The organism is Streptomyces sp. CBMA29 (assembly GCF_014596445.1).
Classification (GTDB): domain Bacteria; phylum Actinomycetota; class Actinomycetes; order Streptomycetales; family Streptomycetaceae; genus Actinacidiphila.
This window is the reverse complement of record NZ_MECL01000025.1, coordinates 61,936-85,715: the sequence shown is the minus strand read 5'-3', so window position 1 is coordinate 85,715 and position 23,780 is coordinate 61,936. Positions and strand designations below refer to the sequence as shown.

Sequence of the window (23,780 nt, the reverse complement as noted above, 5' to 3'; positions counted from 1 at the left end):
GTACGGTCGCCACGCAAGGGCTGAAGCAGAAGCGACCCGGAGGTCCACGTGAGCCGCGCAGGGACCCGACCGACGGTCGTCACGGAAGCCACCGGCGACCCCTTCGGCACCGCCGCGCTCCGCGCGGGCGTGACCACCGCCTGGTCCGCGTCGGCCGCCCGCTTCCGTGAGGACGCCAACGCCGAGGAGGACCTGGCCCTCGGCGGCTACCGCGACCGCCTCGTGGTGGAACTGGCCCAGAACGCCGCCGACGCGGCGGTACGGGCCGGCGTCCCCGGCCGCCTGCGGCTGACCCTCCACGGGGCCGGTGAGGGCGACGACGACCCCGCGCTGCTCGCCGCCGCCAACACCGGCGCGCCCCTCGACGCCGCCGCCGTCGAATCGCTGTCCACCCTCCGTGCCTCCGCCAAGCGCGACGACGGCCCGGCCGCCGTCGGCCGCTTCGGCGTCGGCTTCGCGGCGGTGCTGGCCGTCAGCGACGAACCTGCCGTGGTCGGCCGCACCGGCGGCGTCCGCTGGTCGCTGGCCGAGGCCCGCGCGCTGGCCGCCGAAGTCCCCGGCCTGAGTGAGGAGTTGCGGCGCCGCGACGGCCATGTCCCACTGCTGCGCCTGCCGTTCCCCGCGGAGGGCCGCGCGCCCGACACGTACGACACCGTCGTGCTGCTGCCGCTGCGCGACGGCGCCGCGGGCGACCTCGCGGCCCGGCTGCTGGCGGCCGTGGACGACGCGCTGCTGCTCGCGCTGCCGGGTCTGGCCGAGGTCGTGGTGGAAACCCCGGACGGGGTACGGACCCTGACCCGCCGTCAGACCGAAGACGGCGACGTGGTCATCGAGGACAGCGACCGCGGCGCGCCCGCCCGCTGGCGGGTGTCGTCCGCCTCCGGCGCCCTCACCCCCGACCTGCTCGCCGACCGCCCGGTCGAGGAACGGCTGCGCCCCGTCTGGTCGGTGACCTGGGCGGTCCCCGTGGACGAGGAGGGCGCACCGGCCGCTCCCCGCACCGCGCCCGTCGTCCACGCGCCCACGCCCACCGACGAACCGCTCGGCCTGCCCGCGCTGCTGCTCGCCTCCTTCCCGCTCGACCCGACCCGCCGCCACGCCGCCCTCGGCCCGCTCACCGACTTCCTGCTGGCCCGCGCCGCCGCGTCGTACGTGGCGCTGCTCGCCGGCTGGCGGCCGGTCGGCACCGGCGTGGTCGACCTGGTGCCGGGCCCGCTGGGCAAGGGCGAACTCGACGCCGAGCTGCGCCGCGCGATCCTCGCCGAGCTGCCCCGTACCGCCTTCCTGCCGCGCGCCGCGGAGCCGCGCCCTGACGACGGCCCCGACGGCCCCGACAGCCCCGAGCCCGCCGAGGACACGGAGAAGGCCGCCGACGACGGCTCCTGGGACGGCGGCGGTCCGCTGGCCGGTGAGGCGCCCGCGCTGCGCCCGGTCGAGGCCGAGGTCGTCGAGGGCGCCACCGCGCAGGCCGTCCGCGTCCTGGCCGAGGTGCTGCCGACACTGGTCCCCTCCACGCTCGAACGGCGGCCCGCCCTGCGCCAGTTGGGCGTCGCCCGGCTGACCCTCGCCGACGCCGTGGACCGCCTCGCGGGCGCCGAACGCCCGGCGGGCTGGTGGTGGCGCCTGTACGACGCGCTGGCCGGAACCGACGCCGACGTCCTCAGCGGCCTCCCGGTGCCGCTCGCCGACGGCCGTACGGTCCTCGGCCCGCGCCAGGTGCTGCTGCCGGTGCCGGGGGAGGGGGACGACGGCGATGCGGGCGCGGTGGACCCCGCCGCGCTGGCCCGCCTCGGCCTGCGCGTCGCCCACGCCGACGCCGTGCACCCGCTGCTCGAAAAGCTCGGCGCGTCCCCCGCCACCCCGCGCGCCGTCCTGACCACCCCTCAGGTCAGGGCCGCGGTGGCCGCCTCGCTGGACGACGAGAACGCCGCCTGGGACGACGAGAACGCCCTGGACGCCGAGGAGTTGGCCGACACCGTCCTCGGTCTGGCCCGCGCCGCGGGGCTCGCGCCCGGCGAGGAGCCGTGGCTCGCCGCCCTCGCGCTGCCCGACGAGGAGGGCGAACTCGCCCCGGCCGGCGAGCTGGTCTTCCCCGGCAGCGCCCTGGAATCCGTCCTGCGCGAGGGCGAACTGGCCGCGGTGGACGCCGAGTTGGCCGAGCGCTGGGGCGAACAGCCGCTCGCCGCGGTCGGGGTGCTCGCCACCTTCGCGCTGGTCCGCGCCGCCGACGTCGTCCTGGACCCCGACGACCTCGAACCGCGCGACAGCGACTGGGCCGAGCCCGACGACGTCGGCCTGCTCGACGCCGTCGACGTGTGGTGCGAGGACGTCCTGGACCGCCTCCCCGAGACCGACGTGCCGCCGGTCGCCACCGAGGTGACCGGCGTCCGCGACCTCGACCTGGTGGACGACGACGCCTGGCCGCAGGCGCTGGCGCTGCTCTCCCGCCCCCCGCTGCGCGACGCGATCACCGCACCCGTACGCGTCCTGCTCCCCGACGGCACCACCGACTCCGTACGCCCCTACGCCGCCTGGTGGCTCCGCGACCACCCCGTGCTCGACGGCCGCCGCCCGGTCGGCCTGCGCGCGGCGGGCGGCGACCCGCTGCTCGCCGGGCTCTACGACGAGGCCGCCACCGGCACGGCCGTGGACGAGCAGGTGCTGCGGGCGCTGGGCGTACGCACCTCCGTCACCGCCCTGCTGGACGAACCGGGCGGCGCCGCCGAACTCCTCGCGCGGCTGGCCGACCCCGACCGCCAGGTCACCCCCGCCCAGCTCCACCGCCTCTACGCGGCGCTCGCCGAACTCGACCCCGAGCAGGTCACCCTCCCCGACGACCTGCGGGCCGTCGTGGACGGCGTGCCCCAGGTCGTGGACGCCGCCGACGCGCTGGTCGCCGACGCCCCCGACCTGCTGCCGCTCGCCGCGGGCCGCGCCCTGCTGCCGGTGCCGCCGCGGCTGGCCGCGGACCTCGCCGACCTCTTCCAGGTCCGCCGCCTCAGCGACGCCGTCGAGGCCCGTGTGGTCTCCGAGGGCGAGCCCCACGACGTGCTGCCCGCCGTCCACGACCTGCTCCCCGGCGCCCCCGCCACGTACATCGAGCACGAGGAACTGCTCGTCACCGGGGACGTCGAAGTCTCCTGGCGTTACGTCGACGGCACCCTGCACGCCTCCACGGTCGAGGGCGTGGCCGCGGGCCTGGCGTGGGCCACGGCCCACTGGCACCGCCGTTTCGAACTGGCCGCGCTCCTCGAAGACCCCACCCGTACCGAGGAGTTGGCCATGGACCGCTGGTTCGACTGACGGACCCTCAGGTGTGCGGGTTCACGCGGTGTCGCGCCTGCGCACCCACCCCCACACCGCTTCGAGCACCAGTCCGCCCGCCACCGCGATGCCGACGGCCGTCCACGGCATCTGCGTGCCCACCAGCTTCAGCGCGAAGAAGGACTGGAGCCACGGCACGACCAGCACGATCAGGAAGCCGACGCCCATGGCCAGTACCAGCGCGATCCGCCACCAGGTGTAGGGCCTGGCCACAATCGCCAGCACCCACACCTCCAGCAGGAACAGCGTGAGCGTCGCCGCGCTGGTCTCGGCGTCCAGCGCCCCGCTGCCGGAGTAGTGGTGCCGGGCCAGCAGGTACGACAGCATCGCCGCGAGCCCGCAGATGATCCCCGCCGGGGTCGAGTACCGCATGACGCGCCGGACGAAGTGCGGCTTGGCCCGCTCCTTGTTGGGCGCGAGCGCCAGGAAGAAGGCGGGCACGCCGATGGTGAGCGTGGACAGCAGCGTGAGGTGCCGCGGCAGGAAGGGGTACGGCACCTGCCAGCACACCACGAGCACCGCGAGCAGCACGGAGTAGACCGTCTTGGTGAGGAACAGCGTGGCGACCCGGGTGATGTTGCCGATCACCCGCCGGCCCTCGGCGACCACCGAAGGCAGCGTCGCGAAGCTGTTGTTGAGCAGCACGATCTGCGCGACGGCGCGGGTGGCCTCGGAACCCGACCCCATGGAGACGCCGATGTCGGCGTCCTTGAGGGCGAGTACGTCGTTGACGCCGTCGCCGGTCATCGCGACGTTGTGCCCGCGGGACTGGAGGGCGCCGACCATGTCCCGCTTCTGCTGCGGCGTGACCCGCCCGAAGACGGCGCCGCCCTCCAGCGCTTTGGCCATCTCGTCCTGGTCGGCGGGCAGTTGGCGGGCGTCCACCGGGGCGTCCGCGCCCGGCAGCCCGAGCTTGCCGGCGACCGCGCCGACCGACACCGCGTTGTCGCCGGAGATGACCTTGGTCTGCACATTCTGCTCGGCGAAGTACCGCAGCGTGTCCCCGGCGTCGGGCCGCAGGCGCTGTTCGAGGACGACCAGCGCGTACGGGGTGACGGTCTCGGCCACCCGCGGGTCGTCGAGCGGGCGGTCGGTGCGGGCCAGCAGCAGCACCCGCAGACCCTCGTTGTTGAGCTGGTCGACCTCGGCGAGCGAGCCGTGCCCGGTGGGCAGCAGCACGTCGGGCGCGCCGAGCAGCCACGTACTGCTGGCGCCGTCCGGCTCGTTGAAGGCGGCGCCGCTGTACTTGCGGGCCGAGCTGAAGGGCAGCGCCTCGGTGCAGCGCCAACCGCCGTCCGCGGCGGCGTCCTTGGCGGCCCTGCCGTCCTGGGAGACGTCCTGGGAGCCGTCCTCGGAGCCCTCGTCGGAGCCGTCCTGGGAAGCGTTGCCGCCGGGCCGGGGGTAGGCGTCGATGATGGCCTGGAGGCTGGCGTTGGGGCGCGGGTCGGAGGCGCCGAGCGCGGCCAGGACGCGGGCGGTGTAGTCGCGGTCCGCGCCGTCCAGCGGGCGCAGGTCCGAGACGTCCATGCCGCCTTCGGTGAGGGTGCCGGTCTTGTCCAGACAGACGATGTCCACCCGGGCCAGGCCCTCGATCGCGGGCAGTTCCTGGACCAGGCACTGCTTGCGGCCCAGCCGGATCACGCCGATGGCGAAGGCCACCGAGGTCAGCAGCACCAGACCCTCCGGCACCATCGGCACGATGCCGCCGACCGTACGGCGGACGGCCTCGCGCCCGTCGTGGCTCTCCACCGTGAACTGGCTGATGATCAGGCCGACCGCCGTCGGCACCATCATCCACATCACGTACTTGAGGATCTGGCTGATGCCGTTGCGCAGCTCGGAGTTGACCAGCGTGAAGCGGGACGCCTCGTCGGCGAGCTGCGCCGCGTACGCCTCCCGGCCGACCTTGGTGGCGGTGAAGGCGCCGCCGCCCGCCACCACGAAGCTGCCGGACATCGCCTGGTCCCCGGCGCGCTTGATGACCGGGTCGGCCTCACCGGTCAGCAGCGACTCGTCGATCTCCAGGCCGTCGGCCTCCTCGACGACGCCGTCCACGACGACCTTGTCACCGGGGCCCAACTCGATGAGGTCGCCGAGGACGATCTCGGAGGTGTGGATCTCGGCCGACGCACCGTCACGGCGCACCGAGGGCTTGGCCTCGCCGATCACGGCGAGGCTGTCCAGGGTCCGCTTGGCGCGCAGCTCCTGGAAGATGCCGATCGCGGTGTTGGCGACGATCACGAAGCCGAAGAGGCCGTCCTGGATCGGACCGACCACCAAAATGATCAGAAAAAGGAAGCCGATGATCGCGTTGAACCGGGTGAAGACATTCGCCCGGACGATCTCGGAAGTTGAGCGGGAGGAGCGTACCGGTACGTCATTGACCTCGCCGCGCGCGACGCGTTCCGCGACCTCGCCGCCGGTCAGTCCCGGTTTCCGGGTGACGACCTCCGTGTCCGTGCGTTCCGTCATGGGTCCGACGGTACGTGGCGCCCGCCGCTTCTACTCGGCGGAGGGCCCTTGCGGACCGCGCGCCGCGGCGGCCCGACGGATCGCGGCCCGCCGCGCGGTGACGTATTTCAGGCCGATCAGTCCGAGCCCCGCGCCCGCCAGACAGGTCCAGATCAGCCAGGTATGGCCGTGGTCCGCATACCAGCCGTAGAAGGGGAGCTGCACGACGAAGAGCACGGCCCAGACGATCGTGCCGACTGTGACAGTGGCCACATCGTTGGCCTCCAGCGGCTCTGGGGCCTCGCGCAGGGGGGTCCGGTTGCTGCTCATGCGCCCATCGTAATGGGGGCGGTAACGGGGTCGGGCGCGGTGGTGGCGGGGTGCCCGCGGGGTGGTGGCCGGGTGGTGGTGGCCGTGCGATTCAAGGATCTACGCGCGCAGATGGCGTTTGACAAGTTGTTTATTCATACTGAAGCAGCCACGCGCTGGCCGAATTTGTTCGTATGATCATCCAAGCTGAGCACTTTGAGGACCCGTATGCCGCCCGCCGCCCCCGGCCTTGACCGCTATTTCCGGATCTCCGAGCGCGGGTCCAGCGTCCCGAGGGAGATTCGCGGCGGTCTCGCCACCTTCTTCGCGATGGCGTACATCATCGTGCTCAACCCGATCATCCTCGGCTCCGCCGTGGACAAGTACGGCCACCACCTGGTCGGCGGCCAGCTCGTCACCGCGACCGTGATCACCGCCGCCTTCACCACCCTGCTGATGGGCGTGGTCGGCAATGTGCCGATCGCGCTCGCCGCCGGGCTCGGCGTGAACACCGTCGTCGCCCTCCAGCTCGCGCCCAAGATGAGCTGGCCGGACGCGATGGGCATGGTCGTGCTCGCCGGTTTCGCGATCATGGTCATGGTCGCCACCGGGCTGCGGGAGCGCGTGATGAGCGCGGTGCCGCTCGGCCTGCGCAAGGGCATCGCGATCGGCATCGGCCTGTTCATCATGCTGATCGGCCTGGTCGACTCCGGCTTCGTCACCCGTATCCCGGACGCCGCTCACACCACCGTGCCGCTCCAGCTCGGCTCCGACGGCCACCTCAACGGCTGGCCCGTGCTGATCTTCATCCTCGGCACCCTGCTCACCCTGGCGCTGATCATCCGCAAGGTCGCGGGCGCGATCCTGATCTCCATCGTCGCCATGACGGTCCTCGCGGTGATCGTGGACGCCGTCGCCGACATCCCCGCCGCCAACTGGGGCCTCACCGTTCCCAAGTGGCCCGGCAACCCGGTCGCCAGCCCCGACTTCGGCCTCGTCGGCAAGGTCAGCCTCTTCGGCGGCTTCCAGCAGGTCGGCATCCTGACCGGCGTGCTCTTCGTCTTCACCGTGCTGCTGTCCTGCTTCTTCGACGCGATGGGCACCATCCTCGGCGTCAGCGACGAGGCGGATCTGCTCGACGAGAAGGGCGACCTGCCCGGCATCAACAAGGTGCTGATGATCGACGGCATCGCCACCGCCGTCGGCGGCGCCTCCTCCTCGTCCGCCAACACCTGCTTCGTGGAGTCCACGGCGGGCGTCGGAGAGGGCGCCAGGACCGGGCTCGCGAGCATCGTGACCGGCCTGATGTTCGTACTCGCGCTGTTCTTCACACCGCTGGCCACCATGGTCCCGGCCCAGGCCGCCACGCCCGCCCTGATCGCGGTCGGCTTCCTGATCCTGGCGGGCTCGGTCCGCGAGATCGACTGGAGCGACTTCACCATCGCGGTGCCGGCGTTCCTGACCATGGTGATGATGCCGTTCACCTACTCGATCACCAACGGCATCGGCATCGGCTTCCTGAGTTTCTGCCTGCTGCGGCTGGCCGCCGGACGCGGGCGTGAGGTGCCGGTCGCGCTCTACGCCGTGGCCGCGGTCTTCGCCTTCTACTACCTGATGCCCGCGCTCGGCCTGCTCTGAGCCGGTGCCTGAGGGGTGGGGGCGGGTCCGCTCAGCGGCCCGTCCTGCCCGTAGAACCGCTCGGTCTCGTCGACGGCCGTCATGAACCGTTCGTCGAAGTCGTCACGGATGAGCGCCTGGACCACATAGTCCTGGGCGCTCATTCCGCGTTTGGCGGCATGGTCGCGGATCCGGTCCCACAGGTCTGCGTCTATGCGCAGGCTGAGCACTCTCGATGCCATACGCCCCAAGGTCCCCGGACCGGGTGCCGCCGCGGGGGACTTTCGGCGGCCATCTCACCCGTATGGGTGATATCAGGGCACATGAGGGTTGAGTGGGGTCCCGGTGGGCCAAGTTTTACTTAGGTTAGCTAATGAGCTAATCTAAGGAACGTGACCGAACTGTCCGAGGACGACCGCGCCGCGGTGAATTCGCTGCGCTCCGCCGTGATGCGCCTCTCCCGCCGACTGCGCCACCAGCGTGTCGACGAGACGCTCAGCCCTACCGAGATGTCGGTGCTGGGCACCCTGGCCCGTTGCGGGTCCGCCACCCCTGGCGAACTGGCCCGCAGGGAGCACGTGCAGCCGCCGTCGATGACCCGCATCGTGGCGATGCTCGAGGCCAAGGGGCTGGTCCGCCGGGAACCGCATCCCGACGACCGGCGCCAGGTGGTGGTGAGCCAGACCGAGCAGGCCGAGGCGATCCTCGCCGAGGCCCGCGACACGCGGAACGCCTGGCTGGCCCGGCTCACCGAGGGCCTGACCGACGAGGAGCGCGCGGTGCTCCGCGAGGCGGCTCCGGTCCTGGAGAAGCTCGCTCACCTGTGACCGGCACGACCTCGTATGACCGGCGCGACCTTGTACGACGCGCACGACCTTGTACGACCCGCACGAAACGTATGACTTTTAAGGACCAGTACGAACCGCACGAGCTGTATGACCCGTACGACACCTGTGCCGCGCGAGCCATCGGACAGCACGACCGACCACCTGTTGAAGGGGAGGCGAGACCCGATTGAGTTCGGCAGCCGGACCAGGCACCGCAACCGAACCTGACCGACCCGCGGACGGCAGGACGAGCACCTTCAGCTCGCTCAAGGTCCGCAACTACCGGCTTTTCGCGACCGGCGCCGTGGTGTCCAACACCGGCACCTGGATGTCGAGGATCGCCCAGGACTGGCTGGTGCTCAGCATCACCGGCTCGTCCTTCGCGGTGGGCATCACCACCGCGCTCCAGTTCCTGCCGATGCTGCTCTTCGGCCTCTGGGGCGGTGTCATCGCCGACCGCTACCCCAAGCGGCAGATCCTGATCCTCACCCAGGCCGTACTCGGCCTCCTGGGCCTCCTGCTGGCCGTCCTCACCCTCAGCGGGGTCGTCCAGGTCTGGCACGTCTACACGATCGCCTTCCTGCTCGGCATGGTCACCGTGATCGACAACCCCGCGCGGCAGACCTTCGTCATGGAGATGGTCGGCCCGAGCCATGTGCGCAACGCGGTCTCGCTCAACTCCGCGAATTTCCAGTCCGCGCGCCTGATCGGCCCCGCCGTCGCCGGTGTGATGATCACCGCCGTCGGCAGCGGCTGGGCCTTCCTCTTCAACGGCCTGTCCTTCATCGCCCCGCTCGTCGGCCTGCTGCTGATGCGCACCTCCGAGCTGCACCGGGTCGACCGCGTGCCCCGCGGCAAGGGCCAGCTCCGCGAGGGCCTGCGCTACGTGGCGGGCAAGCCGGACCTCATCTGGCCGATCGTCCTGGTCGGCTTCATCGGCACCTTCGGCTTCAACTTCCCGATCTGGCTCTCCGCCTTCGTCAACCAGGTCTTCCACAGCGGCGCCAGCACCTACGGCCTGCTCAACACCCTGATGGCGGCCGGTTCCCTGCTCGGCGCGCTGCTCGCCGCCCGCCGTACCCGTACCCGGCTGCGCATGCTGGTCGCCGCGGCCTGCGTCTTCGGGCTGCTGGAGGCCGCCGCGGCCGTGGCGCCCGCCTTCTGGATCTTCGCCGTCCTGCTGGTCCCGATCGGCATCTTCGGCCTGACCTTCAACACGACGGCCAACGCCACCGTCCAGCTCGCGACCGAACCCGTCATGCGCGGCCGGGTGATGAGCCTGTACATGATGGTCTTCGTCGGTGGCACCCCGATCGGCGGTCCGGTCATGGGCTGGGTCACCGACACGTACGGCGCCCGCGTCGGCTTCCTGTCCGGCGGCCTGATCTCCGCGGCCGCCGCCGCCACCGTCGCGATCGTCCTGGCCCGCATCGGCGGGCTCCGGCTCCGGCTCAACCTGCGCCACGGCAGGATCAAGGGCCAGCCCCTGCTCTCCTTCGTGCCCCGCGAGCCGGTCAACGGCGGCGTGGACGCCGAGGACGCGCCGGAGGCGGCGGGGGAGGGCGCTCCGGCGCCCTGCCCGGACGCGAAGACGCCGGCGCCTCAGAGCCAGGCGCGGGCCACGTCCCAGATTCAGGCCCAGGCCCAGGTTCGGCCCCAGCCCCAGCCTCAGGACGACGAGTCGGCGCCCCGGCTCACCCCGGCCGTATGAGCCTGCGTGGGCTTACGGGACCGGTACGGGCGGCGGCCCACCGGCCGGAGGGGTGACCGGGGCCGGTTAACCTCGGGGTGTGGACCCCAAAACCCGTACCCGTGTGATGACCGCCGCCTTCGTCCTGATGCTCGTGGTGGTGGTCGTGGCCGCCGCGCTGGGCTGACCCGCGGCGGCACCCCCGAACCGTCCACACCGTGACACCGTGACACCGTCAGGGCCGGACGACGGCTCGACGGGCACGGCCGCCGCGGCTGTTCCGCCCGCCGCGCCCGCCGTACCCGCCGTGTTCAGCTGGGTTCCCTCGGGTTTCCTCGGCGCCGGGAACTACCAGGCGAAGGCTTCCGGGGACGGCCCAGGGCCGGGGAAGATCTCGTCGAGCGCCGCCAGGAACTCCTCCGACAGCTCCAGCTCCAGCGCGCGCAGCGCCGAGTCGAGCTGGTCCTGGGTGCGCGGGCCGACGATCGGACCGGTCACACCCGGACGGGTGAGGAGCCAGGCGAGACCGACGTCACCGGGCTGGAAGCCGTGCTTGTCGCACAGGTCCTCGTACGCCTGGACCTGGTCGCGCAGCTTGCCGTCCTGGAGCGCCTTCGCGCTGTGTCCGCTGGTGGAACGCGCGCCGCCGCCCTCGCGCTGCTTGCGCAGCGCGCCGCCGAGCAGACCGCCGTTCAGCGGCGACCAGGGGATCACGCCGAGGCCGTAGTGCCGCGCCGCCGGGATGACCTCCATCTCCGCCCGCCGCTCCGCCAGGTTGTACAGGCACTGCTCGGTGATCAGACCGAGTGAACCGCGCCGCGCCGCCGCCTCGTTGGCCTGCGCGATGTGCCAGCCCGCGAAGTTGCTCGACCCGGCGTAGAGGATCTTGCCCTGCTGGATCAGGACGTCGATCGCCTGCCAGATCTCCTCCCACGGAGTGTCCCGGTCGACGTGGTGGAACTGGTAGATGTCGATGTAGTCGGTGTTCAGCCGCTTGAGGCTGGCCTCGACGGCGCGCCGGATGTTGAGCGCGCTGAGCTTGTCGTGGTTCGGCCAGGGCTCGTCGGCGGTGCCCATGTAGCCGTTCACCTTGGTGGCCAGGACCGTCTTGTCGCGGCGGTCGCCGCCCTTGGCGAACCAGGTGCCGATGATCTCCTCGGTGCGGCCCTTGTTCTCGCCCCAGCCGTAGACGTTGGCGGTGTCGAAGTAGTTGACGCCCGCCGCGAGGGCCGCGTCCATGATCGAGTGGCTGTCCGCCTCATCCGTCTCCGGGCCGAAGTTCATCGTGCCGAGAACCAGACGGCTGACCTTGAGGCCGGTACGTCCGAGCTGTGTGTACTCCATGGCATTCAGCCAAGCTCTTGGAGTGCGCTCGAATCAAGGGGCAATCCGGGGTATCCGGGGTGCTGCCCGCCGTGCTGCCCGCCGTCCGGGCGCCGTGCTGCCCGCCGTCCGGGCGCCGTTCGGCTCAGTACTCGTTGTAGGGCGCCCCGATATCCCACGCCTGGTACATCGCGTCCGCGAAAGCCGCCGCAAGTTTGTGCTCGCCCGCCGCGTTGGGATGGGTGCCGTCGTAGGTGTGGAGCAGGATGTCGTACCCCTCGGGGCGGGAGGCCAGCAGCAGCGGCGAGGCGGGCGAGTCGTGCTCGGCGACCGCCTTCGCCATGCGGGTGTTCAGGTCCGCGCACTGGTCCGCGAAGCCCGGATCCAGATCGGCCCTGGTGTTGGGGATGACCGGCAGCAGCACCATCCGCAGCTCGGGGCCCGCCGCGCGGGCCGCCGCGATGAACCGCTCCACATTGCGCGCGGTCTGCTCGGCGTCGGTGTAGAAGCCGAGGTCGATCAGGCCGAGCGATATCAGCAGCACGTCCGGGCGGTGCTCGCGTACGACGTCGCCGATCATCGGCACCATGTGGTGCCAGCCCTCGCCCCAGCCCGCCAGATGCCGCCTGGCCCGCTCCGGGAACAAGGGGTCGGCGTAGTCGCGGGAGACGGCCGCGTCGGCCGCCGTGTCGTACAGCGTGGTGCGCGGTCCCACCACCGTGAACGGCTCGCCCAGGTCGTTCAGGTGCTGCCACATGCGGTAGCGCCACGTGTAGTCGCCCGCGGCGCCCACGGTCATGGAGTCGCCGACGAATAGGTAACGCATGCCGGGCATCATCCCCGACCGTCCGCCGACCAGGGACACTGGGGTGCATGCGTGCGTATCTCCTGACGGCCGCCGCGTGCGCCGCCGTAGCCCTGGCCTGCGGCACCGCCGTATCCGCCGTCGCCGACAGCGGCCCCTCGGTCGCGTTCTCCCTCAGCGACCCGCGGATCACCGAGTCCAGCGGCCTGGCCGCCAGCCGCCTCCACCCCGGCGTGTACTGGACGCACAACGACAGCGACGACGGCCCGTACGTCTACGCCGTCGACTCGGCCACCGGCAAGACCGTGGCCAGGGTCACCCTGCGCGGCATCCAAGCGCGGGACGTGGAGGCGATCTCCCTCGGCCCCGACGGCGACCTCTACGTGGGTGACATCGGCGACAACCTGGGCGGCACCTGGCCCGAGGTCTGGATCTACCGCTTCCCCGAGCCCCGGCAACTCGGCGACCGGACCGTCGACGTCACCCGCTACACCGTGCGTTACGACGCGGGACCCCGCAACGCCGAAGCCCTGATGGTGCATCCGACGACGGGCCGGGTCTACATCGCCAGTAAGAACCAGGAGGGCGGGGCCCTTTACGCCGGTCCCGCCAAGCTGAGCGCCGACGGCGTCAACACCTTCCACCGCATAGCCGACGTCCCCTGGGTGACCGACGGCGCCTTCTCGCCCGACGGCACCCGCCTGGTGCTGCGCGGCTACCTCGGGGCGACCGGCTACCGCTGGGCCGACGGCGCCCCGCACAAGATCGGCGGCCTCGACGTCCCCATGCAACGGCAGGGCGAGTCCGTCACCTTCACCACCGACGGCCGGAATCTGATGTTCGGCAGCGAGGGCAAGAACAGCGACGTGTGGCGCGCGCCGCTCAGCGGCGACGAACTGCCCGACAGCGTGGCCGCCTCGGCGAGCGCGTCGGCGGACGACCACAAGGGCGCCGGGGCCTCTCCCGGGGCCTCGCCCGGTGCCTCACCGGGCACGGTCAAGGACACCGGCACCACGAGCACCGGCAGCAGGGTCGTGGGCATCGGGGTGCTCGCCGTGATCGGCGCCATCGGCGTGGGCGCCCGCAAACTGCTGCGCCGCAACCGGGAACGTCACCGCGACTGACGCCTGTTGACCGAAGCGATACGGCGATACGGCGATACGGCGCGACCCCGGCCGTCCTGCCCGGCCGGGGTCGCGGTGCTGTCGTACGGGTCGTACGGGTCGTGCGTTCGTGGAGCAGCGGTCAGAGCTGCCCGATGACGTAGTCGACGCAGGCGGTCAGCGCCTCGACGTCGGCCGGGTCGACGGCCGTGAACATCGCGACCCGGAGCTGGTTGCGGCCCAGCTTGCGGTACGGCTCGGTGTCCACGATCCCGTTGGCCCGCAGCACCTTCGCGACGGCCGCCGCGTCGACGCCGTCCTCGAAGTCGATGGTGCCGATGACCTGCGAGCGCTGCGCGGGGTCCGCGACGAACGGCGTCGCGAAGGAGGACTTCTCCGCCCAGCCGTACAGCCGCGACGCGGAGTCGGCGGTGCGCTTGACCGCCCACTCCAGACCGCCCTGGCCGTTGATCCACTCAAGCTGCTCCTTGAGCAGGAAGAGCGTCGACAGCGCCGGGGTGTTGTACGTCTGGTTCTTCACCGAGTTGTCGATCGCCGTCGGCAGGTCGAAGAACGCCGGGATGTGCCGCCCGGACGCGGCGACCGAGGCCGCGCGCTCCAGCGCGGCGGGGGAGAAGGCGGCAACCCACAGGCCGCCGTCGGCCGCGAAGTTCTTCTGCGGCGCGAAGTAGTAGACGTCCGTCTCGGTGATGTCGACCGGCAGGCCGCCCGCGCCCGAGGTGGCGTCCACCAGGACCAGGGCCCCGTCGTCCGCGCCCGCGACCCGGCGCAGCGGCGCCGCGACACCCGTGGACGTCTCATTGTGCGTGAAGGCGTATACGTCGACGCCCGCCTCGGCGACCGGCTCCGGGTGCGTACCCGGCTCCGACTTCACGATCGTCGGCTCCTGGAGCCACGGCGCGAGCTGCGCCGCCTTCGCGAACTTCGACGAGAACTCGCCGAAGGACAGGTGCTGCGACTTGCTGTCGATCAGCCCGTGCGTGGCGATGTCCCAGAACGCGGTCGAGCCGCCGTTCCCGAGCACCACCTCGTAGCCGTCGGGCAGCGAGAAGAGCTCCTTGACTCCCTGGCGGACCTGGCCCACCAGGTTCTTCACCGGCGCCTGCCGGTGGGAGGTACCGAGCAGGGACGTCCCGGTGGCGGCCAGCGCTTCGAGCGCTTCCGTCCGCACCTTGGAGGGGCCCGCCCCGAATCGTCCGTCGGCGGGCTTGATGTCAGCGGGAATCTCGATATCGGCCACGGTCGCAGCGTAGTCCGTCACGGGCGGGTTTCCGGGAGCGTTCCATCGGGTGAGACGGTGTCACACAGGCTGTGCGCCCCGGCCGGACGGGCACCTGGCCTTCTGTCGCGCACCGGCGCGCGAAACGGCGAAGGGGCGCGGGAGGACCGGCCTGACGGCCCTCCCGCGCCCCGCGCCGCATGCGCCGCGGTTCAGTGCGCGATGCTCGCGAAACCCTCGATGTCCCGCGGTCCGCGGACACCGGGCCCGACGTAGCGCGCCGAGGGCCTGACGAGGCGGCCGGTACGTTTCTGCTCCAGGATGTGCGCGGACCAGCCGGCCGTACGGGCGCAGGTGAACATCGAGGTGAACATGTGCGCCGGGACCTCCGCGAAGTCCAGCATGATCGCCGCCCAGAACTCGACGTTCGTGGCGAGCACCCGGTCGGGGCGGCGGGCGTGCAGCTCGGCGAGCGCCGCCTTCTCCAGCGCCTCGGCGACCTCGTAGCGCGGTGCGCCCAGCTCGCGCGCCGTACGCCGCAGCACGCGCGCCCGCGGGTCCTCCGCGCGGTAGACGCGGTGGCCGAAGCCCATCAGGCGCTCACCCTTGTCGAGGGCGGCCTTCACGTACGCCTCCGCGTCCCCGGTCCGCTCGATCTCCTCGATCATGCCGAGGACACGGGAGGGCGCGCCGCCGTGCAGCGGGCCCGACATGGCGCCGACCGCGCCGGACAGCGCGGCGGCGACGTCCGCGCCGGTCGAGGCGATGACCCGGGCGGTGAACGTGGAGGCGTTCATGCCGTGCTCGGCCGCCGACGTCCAGTACGCGTCCACGGCCGCGACGTGCTTGGGGTCGGGCTCGCCGCGCCAGCGGATCATGAACCGCTCGGTGATGGAGTGCGCCTTGTCGATCTCGTTCTGCGGCACCATGGGCAGCCCCTGGCCGCGCGCGGACTGGGCGACGTACGACAGCGCCATCACCGCGGCGCGCGCGAGGTCGTCGCGCGCCTCCGCCTCGTCGATGTCCAGCAGCGGCTTGAGACCCCAGACCGGGGCGAGCATGGCGAGCGCGGACTGCACGTCCACCCGGATGTCGCCGGAGTGCACCGGGATGGGGAAGGGCTCGGCGGGCGGCAGACCGGGGTTGAACTTCCCGTCGACCAGCAGGCCCCACACGTTCCCGAAGGACACATGGCCGACCAGATCCTCGATGTCGACACCGCGATAACGCAGCGAACCGCCTTCCTTGTCGGGTTCGGCGATCTCCGTTTCGAACGCGATGACTCCCTCGAGTCCGGGTACGAAGTCGGACATGAGGCGGCTCCTCTTGATGATCACGACAGTGCGGTGGTGCGGCAGTGCCTGATGAATGAGATGACGACGGTGCCCGGGGGTGTGCGGGCGGGAGTGTGCCGGACGGGCCGACCCCACGGTCATGCCCCGCCCGAGGGGCTGTCACCCTGCTCCATCCGGATCAGCCTGGACCGTCCACGGTCCGTCGGACAGGATCCGGCCCCTGCACCTGGCCCCGGCTGGCAATTCTCCTTGCTGCCGGACGCGCCGGACAGCGTGAGTTCCGGCACATTCGCGGACGTCGGCGCCCGGACCCGCCGTCCTGCAAGATGTGCCCGTGCGACAACCACATGAAGAGCGCCAGGTGAAGCCCCTCTCGGCCGCGGACCCGGCGGCGATGCGCGAGCAGTACCGGGCCGCGGGACTGACCGAGCCGGAACTGGCCGCCGACCCCTGCGAGCAGTTCGCCCGCTGGTTCGCCGACGCCGTACGGGCACGGGACCACGGCGCGCTCGCCGAACCCAACGCCATGGTGGTGTCCACGGCCGGCGCCGACGGCGTACCCAGCTCCCGTACGGTCCTGCTCAAGGGCTACGACCAGCGCGGATTCGTTTTCTTCAGCAATTACGCGTCGCGTAAGGGCCGCGAGCTGGCCGCCAACCCGCACGTGGCGCTGCTCTTCCCCTGGCATCCGATCGCCCGCCAGGTGATCGTCGGGGGCTCGGCGGCGCGCGTGCCGCGGGACGAGACGGCGGCGTATTTCCGCAGCCGCCCGTACGGTTCGCGGATCGGCGCCTGGGCGAGCGAGCAGTCCGCCGTGGTGGCCTCACGCGAGGTGCTGGAGGCGCGCTACGCGGAGCTGTGCGCGCGCTGGCCGGAAGGGTCGGACGTGCCCGTACCGCCGTTCTGGGGCGGCTTCAGGGTCGAGCCGCGCACCGTCGAATTCTGGCAGGGCCGGGAGAACCGGCTGCACGATCGGCTGCGTTATACGCGCGGTGCGGACGGCGGATGGGGAATCGAGCGCCTGGCGCCGTAAAACACGGGTCCTGGAGCGCGGGTCCGGGACCGCTGGTCCTGGAACGCGGGTCCTGGAACGCGGGTCCTGAAACGCGAACGACCCGCGGGCTGCTCCCCGGAGCCAGGAGGCTCCGGGCACCGGCCGGACAAGTCCGACGAGCCCGCGGGTCGGGTGAACTGCGTGGGATTGGCGCGCTTCGCGCACGCCCAGTGCGCGGAGCTAGCCCGCAGCCACCTCACGTGTCCGAGTGCACATCATGCGTCAGACCACCTCCCTTCGTGTGTCCCGCAACAGTAAGAAGCCGGCCGGAACCGCACAACCTATTTATGCGAATCTCGTGTGACGCAGCCCACACCAGAGTTCAATGTTGCGACGTGCAGCCTTTCGACGCGCAATCAAAGCCGCTCGATGACGGCGGCAGTGGCGACAACAGCGGTGGCGAAGTCCACGGGAGCCAGGGGGGTGGCGACGGCATTGCCCCGGACGGGGGCCATGACGGGCACGAGGGCGACGAGCACTTGCTCGCCGCGCTCCTCGACGGCATGGAAGCGGGCCTGTGCGCCTTCGACCGCGATGGCGTGATCACCCACTGGAATTCCGAGGCCGTCCGCATCCTGGGCTGGACCGCGCAGGACGCGATAGGGCGGCACGGATTCGCCGGCTGGGCGGCGCGTACGGCCGACGCCCGCGAGACCGAGGAACGCCTGCTCGGCGCCATGGACGGCCCCGGCCGCCAGGTGCACGAATTCGCGCTCGTCACCAAGGACGGCCGCCGGGTCCTCGTCCGTACCCAGTCGGCGGCCGTGCAGGGCGCCGACGGGCAGCCGAGCGGCGTCTATTGCGCCTTCTCCGAGGTGCACGCGCAGATCGACCTGGAACGCTCGATCGCTCTCAGCGAAGTGCTCTTCACAGACGCCTCATGGGGTGTGGTACTGATCGACGCCGATCTGCGCCCCGCCGTGGTCAACGCGCACGCCGCCCGCCTGCTGCGCACCGGCCGCGACTCGCTGCTCGGCAGACCGCTGGGCGACCTGCTCGCCCAGGGCGTCGAAGAGCTGGAGAACGTACTCCAGCACGTGCTCTCCGAGGGCGCGCCGCCCGCCACCACCGACCTGTGGCTGACCGTGCGCGGCGACGAGACCGGCGGGCGCTACTGCTGGCGCAGCGGATTCGTCCGCCTCGGGTCGCCGCTGGGCGAGGAACCCGTACCGCTGGGAGTGGGCTGGCTCTTCCTGGACATCACCCGGCAGAAGGCGCTGGAGAAGGACGGGGCCCAGGTGCGGTTCCGCTACCAGCAGCTCCACCGCGCCGACCGCGCCGCCGCCGAGTGCGAGAGCGCCCTTGAGGCCGCGACCTTGCAGCTCGACTTCGCACTGGCCGGATTCGCCGACCACGCCCTGGTCGACATCACCGACGACGCGGGCCGTCTGATCCGGATCGCGGCGACCCCGGCGGGCGAGCCGGGACCGGCCGACGCCACCGGGGACAACTCCATCCCGGTCGGCTACGGCGTCGCCCACCCCGTCCTCCAGGCACTGGAGCGGATCGGCACCGTACGCGCCAGCTTCGGCGCGCTGACGGCGGACGAACCGGCGACCGGTGAACGGATCGACGAGTGGGCGGCGGCCAGGCGGTGGCCCGCCGGGACCGTGCACGGGCTGGCCACGGTGCTGCGCAGCAGGGGCCGTACGGTCGGCGCGCTCACCTTCCTGCGCGGCTCGGGGCGCAGGCTCTTCGACCGGGCGGACGCGGCGTACGCGGAGGACGTCGCGGCGCGGGTCGCTATGGCGCTGGACCTGGCGGGGCTGACCGGGGACCGCTGAGCGCCGGCGCCCTTCGCGGGGCGTCGGCGGGCAGTGGACGAGGCTCGGTGCGGGCGGCCCCTGTCGCTTGCTGGCACCGGCACCGGCACCGGCACCGGCAGCTCGGTGCGGGCGGCCCCGTCGCCGGTCAGTGCCGGAAGAAGATCCGCTCCCGGTACTCCTCGAAGATCCGGCCGTTCCAGTCGTGGCCGCCGTCGACGTTGCCCGAGCGCAGCATGGGCGGGGTGACGCCGCGGGCGGCGAGCCCGGTGGCGGCGGTCGCGACGACGGCCTGCATCAGGGCGCTGATGACGACCGTGGAGGCGGGCGCGAAGGGCGCGGGGATGGCGTCGTCGGTCAGCTCCGCGTCGCCGACCGCGATCTTGGAGTCGAGGACGATGTCGCAGTGGTCCTTGAGGAAGGTGCCCGAGGCGTGCCGGGAACGGGTCTGCTCGGCGTACGCGACCGAGGTGACGCCGATCACGGTGAGGCCCAGGGCGCGGGCGTTCTGCGCCATCTCGACCGGCAGTGCGTTGCGCCCGGACAGTGAGATCACGAACAGGACGTCGCCCGGCCGTACGGGGCTGGTGTCCAGGACGGCGCCCGCGAGGCCGTCGACCCGCTCCAGCGCGCTGCCCAGGGTGGCGGGCATCACGTCCACGCCGACGACGCCGGGAACGGCCAGGAGATTGATGAGGGCGAGGCCGCCCGCCCGGTAGACCACGTCCTGGGCGGGCAGCGAGGAGTGGCCGGCACCGAAGACGAAGACCCGGCCGTCGGCGGCGATGGCGTCGGCGACGGCGTCCGCGGCGGCCTGGATCCCGGCGGCCTCCTCGTCCCTGATCCGGTGCAGAAGGGTGATCGCGGCGTCGAAGTATCGGTCGGCCAGGGACTCGCGAGGCTCACTCATGCGGATCACCGTGCGGCCCCCGCGAGCCGGTGTCAAGAAAGGGCGAGGACCGGATCGGGGACCGTTGTCGGCGCTATGCGTCAGAATTGGTTGAGGGCCACGCACGAACGAACGAGGGGCGCGCATGTCCGGATTGATCGACACGACGGAGATGTATCTCCGCACCATCCTGGAGTTGGAGGAGGAGGGTGTGGTCCCCATGCGCGCCCGAATCGCCGAGCGGCTCGACCAGAGCGGCCCGACGGTCTCCCAGACGGTGGCGCGGATGGAGCGCGACGGGCTGCTGCACGTCGCCAACGACCGGCATCTGGAACTGACCGACGAGGGGCGCCGCACCGCCACCCGCGTGATGCGCAAGCACCGCATCGCCGAGTGCCTGCTGGTCGATGTGATCGGCCTGGAGTGGGAGCAGGTGCACGCGGAGGCGTGCCGCTGGGAGCACGTGATGAGCGAGGCGGTGGAGCGGCGCGTGCTCGAACTGCTGCGCCACCCGACCGAGTCGCCGTACGGGAACCCGATTCCCGGGCTCGAGGAGCTGGGCGAGAAGGGCGAGGCCGATCCGTTCCTGGAGGACGGCATGGTCAGTCTCAACGAGTTGCAGCCGGGGGCGGCCGGGGCGAGCGTCGTGGTGCGCAGGATCGGTGAGCCGATCCAGACCGACGCGCAGGTGATGTACACGCTGCGGCGGGCCGGTGTGCAGCCGGGCGCCGTGGTCAGCGTCACGTCGTCGGCGGGCGGAGTCCTCGTCGGCAGCGGCGGCGAGGCGGCCGAACTGGACGCCGAGATCGCCTCGCACGTCTTCGTGGCCAAGCGGTAGACCCACGGCCTTCGTGCCTTCCTGGAGGGTGAGGGCCCCGGCGCCGTCGAACGGCGCCGGGGCCCTCCTCCCCATGTCCCTCCCCTTGCCCCTCCCCATGGGACCCCCTCGAAGGACCCGGGACCCCGAGCTTCCCGAGTGCCTCCCGCGGCCCGCTTCCCCTGCGCGCCGCGCCCCGCAGAAGTCCTCCCCTCGGCCTGAGCCGCCAATCCTTGAGCGTTGTCACTCGAAAGAGCGGTGTTGGGCGCGTGACGAGCTTGTTCGAATAAAAGTTCGATAGCGTGGGGGTCCTGGACGAAGCGTGGGTGTCCTGGACGAAGCGTGGGTGTCCTGGACGAGCCGACCGCGAGCGTGCGGCCGGACGGACGGACGAGATCGACGGAAGGGGGTGGGGCACATGGCTGGCTACGTGACGCGGGAGACGACGCGACAGACGGCTCGGCACTCGGCTCGGCACACGACGCGGCATGCGACCCGGCGCACCGAGGTGATCGGGGCGGACGGGGTCCGGCTCGCCGCCTGGGACTACGCGGCCGAGGTGGATTCCGGCGCCGATTCCGGTTCCCGTTCCGGTTCCGGTGGTGATTCCGGTGGTGATTCCCCTTCCCGTTCCGAAGCCGGACCTGGACCTGGATCCGGTCCCGAATCCGGAGCCCGGCGTCCCGGCGTGCTCCTCCTGCACGGCCTGCTCGGCCGCGCCTCGCACTGGGCGCCGACCGCCCGCCGTCTCTCCTCGCGCTACCGGGCCGTCGCCCTCGACCAGCGCGGCCACGGACGCAGCGCGAAGCCGGAGGGCCCGTACACCCCGGAGGCGTACGTGGCGGACGCCGTCGCCGCCGTCGAACAGCTCGGCCTCGCCCCGGTCACCCTCGTCGGCCACTCCATGGGGGCGCTCACCGCCTGGCAGGTCGCCGCGCGCCGTCCCGACCTCGTGGCCGCGGTGGTCATCTGCGACATGCGCGCGGCGGCGCTCGGCGAGGCCGGGCAGCGCGAGTGGGAGGACTGGACGCGGTCCTGGCCGCTGCCCTTCGACACGCTCGCCGACGCGCGCCGGTGGTTCGGCGTGGAGGATCCGTGGGCCGATCCGCCGAATCCGGCCAGGGGTGACTTCTTCGCCGAGGTCATGGAGGAACGGGGTGACGGCTGGCGCCCGCTCTACGCGCCCCGCCATCTGCTGCGCTCCCGCGACCCCTGGATACGTGACGCCCACTGGGACGAGCTGGCGCGGGTCGGCTGCCCCGCCCTCGTCGTCCGCGGTCTCGACGGCGAGCTGGGCCGCGCGGAGGCCCAGGAGATGGTCCGGGTGCTGCCCCGGGGCAGCTACGCGGAGATCCCGGACGCCGGTCACCTCGTCCCGTGGGACCAGCCCGACGCGTGGTGCGAGGCGGTCGAGGGCTTCCTGCGGGGCGCGCTGGCGGAGCCGCAGACGGCGGGGTCGGCGGAGGGCTGCTGAGGCCGTGGGCGTCCGGCGGGGCGTCCGGCGGTGGTGGGGGCTGGGGGGCTTCCGGAGGCCGTGGTGATCGCCGTGCCGACCGGCTTCCCTGCCGCTGGGGCAGGCAGGCGTCGGTGTCCGGTCAGGCGGAGGCGCGGGAGCCGTATTCGGGGGAGGCCAGCCGGCGGGGGTAGTAGCCGGGGTTCGGGCCCTCGGCGGGGCTGGCGGTGCCGGTCAGCCGGTAGCGCTCGCCTGCGGCGGTGGCGCGCACGATGGTGAAGGCGAGCAGGAGGAAGGCGCCGCCGACGAAGCCGGAGAGGACGGGTGAGCCGTCGGTGCGGTCGCCGAACGCGGGGGCGGCGATGCCGGAGGGGTCCTGCGTCACGGTGACGTGCTTGCCGACCGACGCCCGGTCGCAGCGGATCTCCCGGTCCACCATGGCGCCGCTGTCCAGCCGGACCCGGCACGACTCCCAGGACGTACGCAGCGTCGTGCGGTCCGTGTACTCGGCGATCACACCGGTGGACACCTCACCGCGCGCCGCGAACAGCGCGCTGGAGACGGCGTAACCACCGACGAACATGCAGAAGAGCAGAAGGAGGAAACCGTACATGACCTGACCGATGGAGCCGTGCAGCCAGTACAGCGTCAGCACCATGGTGACCGAGGCGGTCACCACGATCAGGGCGACGCCCGCCACCGCGAAGGAGCCCGCGTAGGTGGCGTGCGACCAGCCGACCGCGACCGCGACGGTCGCGAGCACGGTGAACAGCAGGGTGACGGCGCAGCGTGCCCAGGCGGCGCGGCGGGTCGGGGAGCCGATCCGGCCCGCTTCCCACACGCGGGCGAATCCGGTGGGGGATCCGGCGGGGAGTCCGGCCGCTTCCGGGTCCTGGGACGTGCCGGGAAGCGGCGCCGTCATCGGTCGGCCTGCGGTGAGGTCGTGCCGGTGCCGGTGCCGGTGCTTGCGCCTGGGCCCGGGTCCTCGCCCGCACCCGCACTTGCGCCTGCGCCGGGGCCGGTCGGCGTCACGGTCTGGCCGTCCCGGACCGTGCCGTCGTCGTCCGCGAAGCTGACGCTGCGCAGGATGGCCATCGTCAGCTCGCTGAACTCGCCCCAGTAGTTGACGGCCGCGGTGTCCAGGGTGAAGACCGCGGTGTAGGGGCCGGTGGGGAAGGGCACGTACACCTGCACCTGGCCCATCTGGAGCTTGACCTCTTTGCCGCTGGCGGTGAGTTCGGCGCCGATGACGTATTCGCGCAGGGTCACGCAGGAGACGGCGGGGCCGCAGGGCAGGTCGAGCCAGCGGGCGTCGTTGGTCTCCTCGCGGACCAGGATCTCCCGGATGCCGAGGGCGGCGACCTCGGGGGAGGGGTGGTCGGAGGCGATCGCGGCGACCGTGAAGGAGCAGTGGGCTATGCCCTCGTCGATGGAGAACAGGCCCATCGCGGAGTACGCGAGTCCCCGGTCGCCCATCGCCTCGCCGAGCGCCGCGTAGTACGGGGCGGCGGGCGTCCACAGGTCGTCGTTGCCCTCCGGGTACATCTCCCGTACGAACTCCTCGGCGAGCGCGGCGCGCTCCTCGGGGGTGGCCGCGATCGGCAGTCCGTGGAAGGACTCGGGGACGACGAAGGACAGCGGGGGGACGTCCGACATCTCGACGGCCTGGAGGTCGGGGCCGGTGTCGTCCGTCGCGGCCGTCGGGCCCGCCGCGGCGGGGGTTTCCGGGGTGATGGCGTCCGGAGGGGGAGTCGTCATGGTGGTCTCGCCTAGAGGTTCTGGACGGCAGAGGTCGTCAAGGGGAGTCGGGGCGTCGGGCG

At 72.1% G+C, this 23,780-nt stretch carries 19 protein-coding genes; 9 read left to right on the top strand and 10 right to left on the bottom strand.

From position 1 onward, the window contains the following. The first annotated feature begins 48 nt into the window (after positions 1-48). Positions 49-3,303, top strand: a complete 3,255-nt coding sequence (locus BGM09_RS03965) for a sacsin N-terminal ATP-binding-like domain-containing protein (RefSeq protein WP_188279970.1) — start codon at positions 49-51, stop codon at positions 3,301-3,303. Positions 3,304-3,324: 21 nt separating this feature from the next. On the opposite strand, the gene BGM09_RS03960 is transcribed toward BGM09_RS03965, so the two are convergent. Next, positions 3,325-5,796: an HAD-IC family P-type ATPase gene (locus BGM09_RS03960; RefSeq protein ID WP_188279969.1), complete on the bottom strand. Its 2,472-nt coding sequence runs from the start codon at positions 5,794-5,796 to the stop codon at positions 3,325-3,327. A gap of 30 nt (positions 5,797-5,826) precedes the next feature. After that, a complete protein-coding gene (locus BGM09_RS03955) occupies positions 5,827-6,105 on the bottom strand; it encodes a DUF2530 domain-containing protein (RefSeq protein WP_188279968.1) in 279 nt (92 codons plus the stop codon). 207 nt (positions 6,106-6,312) lie between these two features. Between BGM09_RS03955 and BGM09_RS03950 the strand changes: the two genes are divergently transcribed. After that, positions 6,313-7,722, top strand: a complete 1,410-nt coding sequence (locus BGM09_RS03950) for an NCS2 family permease (RefSeq protein ID WP_188279982.1) — start codon at positions 6,313-6,315, stop codon at positions 7,720-7,722. Here BGM09_RS03950 and BGM09_RS03945 read toward each other — a convergent pair. Beyond that, entirely contained in the window at positions 7,692-7,943 is a 252-nt protein-coding gene (locus tag BGM09_RS03945) for a hypothetical protein (RefSeq protein ID WP_188279967.1), read from the bottom strand. The two genes, BGM09_RS03950 and BGM09_RS03945, sit on opposite strands and share 31 nt — an antisense overlap. Positions 7,944-8,150: 207 nt before the next feature. Between BGM09_RS03945 and BGM09_RS03940 the strand changes: the two genes are divergently transcribed. Further along, positions 8,151-8,528, top strand: coding sequence for a MarR family winged helix-turn-helix transcriptional regulator (locus BGM09_RS03940; protein WP_188279981.1), 378 nt, complete (start codon positions 8,151-8,153; stop codon positions 8,526-8,528). 187 nt (positions 8,529-8,715) lie between these two features. Beyond that, positions 8,716-10,239: an MFS transporter gene (locus BGM09_RS03935; RefSeq protein WP_188279966.1), complete on the top strand. Its 1,524-nt coding sequence runs from the start codon at positions 8,716-8,718 to the stop codon at positions 10,237-10,239. A 327-nt stretch (positions 10,240-10,566) separates the two neighbouring features. Here the strand turns inward: BGM09_RS03935 and BGM09_RS03930 are convergent, their stop codons facing one another. Both BGM09_RS03930 and BGM09_RS03925 read right to left on the bottom strand, forming a co-directional pair. Then, positions 10,567-11,562, bottom strand: a complete 996-nt coding sequence (locus tag BGM09_RS03930) for an aldo/keto reductase (RefSeq protein WP_188279965.1) — start codon at positions 11,560-11,562, stop codon at positions 10,567-10,569. Between the two features lie 124 nt (positions 11,563-11,686). Further along, the gene (locus BGM09_RS03925) at positions 11,687-12,367 is read right to left on the bottom strand and encodes a GDSL-type esterase/lipase family protein (RefSeq protein ID WP_188279964.1); all 681 of its coding nucleotides are present in this window, start codon (positions 12,365-12,367) and stop codon (positions 11,687-11,689) included. Between the two features lie 47 nt (positions 12,368-12,414). Between BGM09_RS03925 and BGM09_RS03920 the strand changes: the two genes are divergently transcribed. Next, entirely contained in the window at positions 12,415-13,470 is a 1,056-nt protein-coding gene (locus tag BGM09_RS03920) for a hypothetical protein (RefSeq protein ID WP_188279963.1), read from the top strand. A gap of 121 nt (positions 13,471-13,591) precedes the next feature. On the opposite strand, the gene serC is transcribed toward BGM09_RS03920, so the two are convergent. After that, complete coding sequence (gene serC / locus BGM09_RS03915) at positions 13,592-14,710, bottom strand: phosphoserine transaminase (RefSeq protein WP_188279962.1); 1,119 nt, start codon at positions 14,708-14,710, stop codon at positions 13,592-13,594. 191 nt (positions 14,711-14,901) lie between these two features. After that, a complete protein-coding gene (locus tag BGM09_RS03910) occupies positions 14,902-16,002 on the bottom strand; it encodes a citrate synthase 2 (RefSeq protein ID WP_188279961.1) in 1,101 nt (366 codons plus the stop codon). Between the two features lie 376 nt (positions 16,003-16,378). On the opposite strand from BGM09_RS03910, the gene pdxH reads away from it, so the two are divergent. Next, on the top strand, positions 16,379-17,017 hold the full coding sequence (gene pdxH, locus BGM09_RS03905; protein WP_188279980.1) for a pyridoxamine 5'-phosphate oxidase: 639 nt from the start codon (positions 16,379-16,381) through the stop codon (positions 17,015-17,017). Positions 17,018-17,373: 356 nt separating this feature from the next. Further along, the gene (locus BGM09_RS03900; RefSeq protein WP_411158252.1) at positions 17,374-18,822 is read left to right on the top strand and encodes a PAS domain-containing protein; all 1,449 of its coding nucleotides are present in this window, start codon (positions 17,374-17,376) and stop codon (positions 18,820-18,822) included. Positions 18,823-18,949: 127 nt separating this feature from the next. Here BGM09_RS03900 and BGM09_RS03895 read toward each other — a convergent pair whose 3' ends face one another. Beyond that, positions 18,950-19,711 (bottom strand): SIS domain-containing protein, encoded by a 762-nt coding sequence (locus BGM09_RS03895; protein ID WP_188279959.1) that lies wholly within the window; start codon positions 19,709-19,711, stop codon positions 18,950-18,952. Positions 19,712-19,835: 124 nt separating this feature from the next. On the opposite strand from BGM09_RS03895, the gene BGM09_RS03890 reads away from it, so the two are divergent. Both BGM09_RS03890 and BGM09_RS03885 read left to right on the top strand, forming a co-directional pair. Then, positions 19,836-20,528, top strand: coding sequence for a metal-dependent transcriptional regulator (locus tag BGM09_RS03890; RefSeq protein WP_188279958.1), 693 nt, complete (start codon positions 19,836-19,838; stop codon positions 20,526-20,528). 487 nt (positions 20,529-21,015) lie between these two features. Next, complete coding sequence (locus BGM09_RS03885; RefSeq protein WP_317452514.1) at positions 21,016-21,981, top strand: alpha/beta hydrolase; 966 nt, start codon at positions 21,016-21,018, stop codon at positions 21,979-21,981. A 121-nt stretch (positions 21,982-22,102) separates the two neighbouring features. Here BGM09_RS03885 and BGM09_RS03880 read toward each other — a convergent pair whose 3' ends face one another. Together BGM09_RS03880 and BGM09_RS03875 are read right to left on the bottom strand one after the other, a co-directional pair. After that, a complete protein-coding gene (locus BGM09_RS03880; RefSeq protein WP_188279956.1) occupies positions 22,103-22,882 on the bottom strand; it encodes a hypothetical protein in 780 nt (259 codons plus the stop codon). After that, positions 22,879-23,718, bottom strand: a complete 840-nt coding sequence (locus BGM09_RS03875; RefSeq protein WP_188279955.1) for a hypothetical protein — start codon at positions 23,716-23,718, stop codon at positions 22,879-22,881. The genes BGM09_RS03880 and BGM09_RS03875 overlap by 4 nt, the downstream gene beginning before the upstream one ends. Positions 23,719-23,780: the final 62 nt, after the last annotated feature.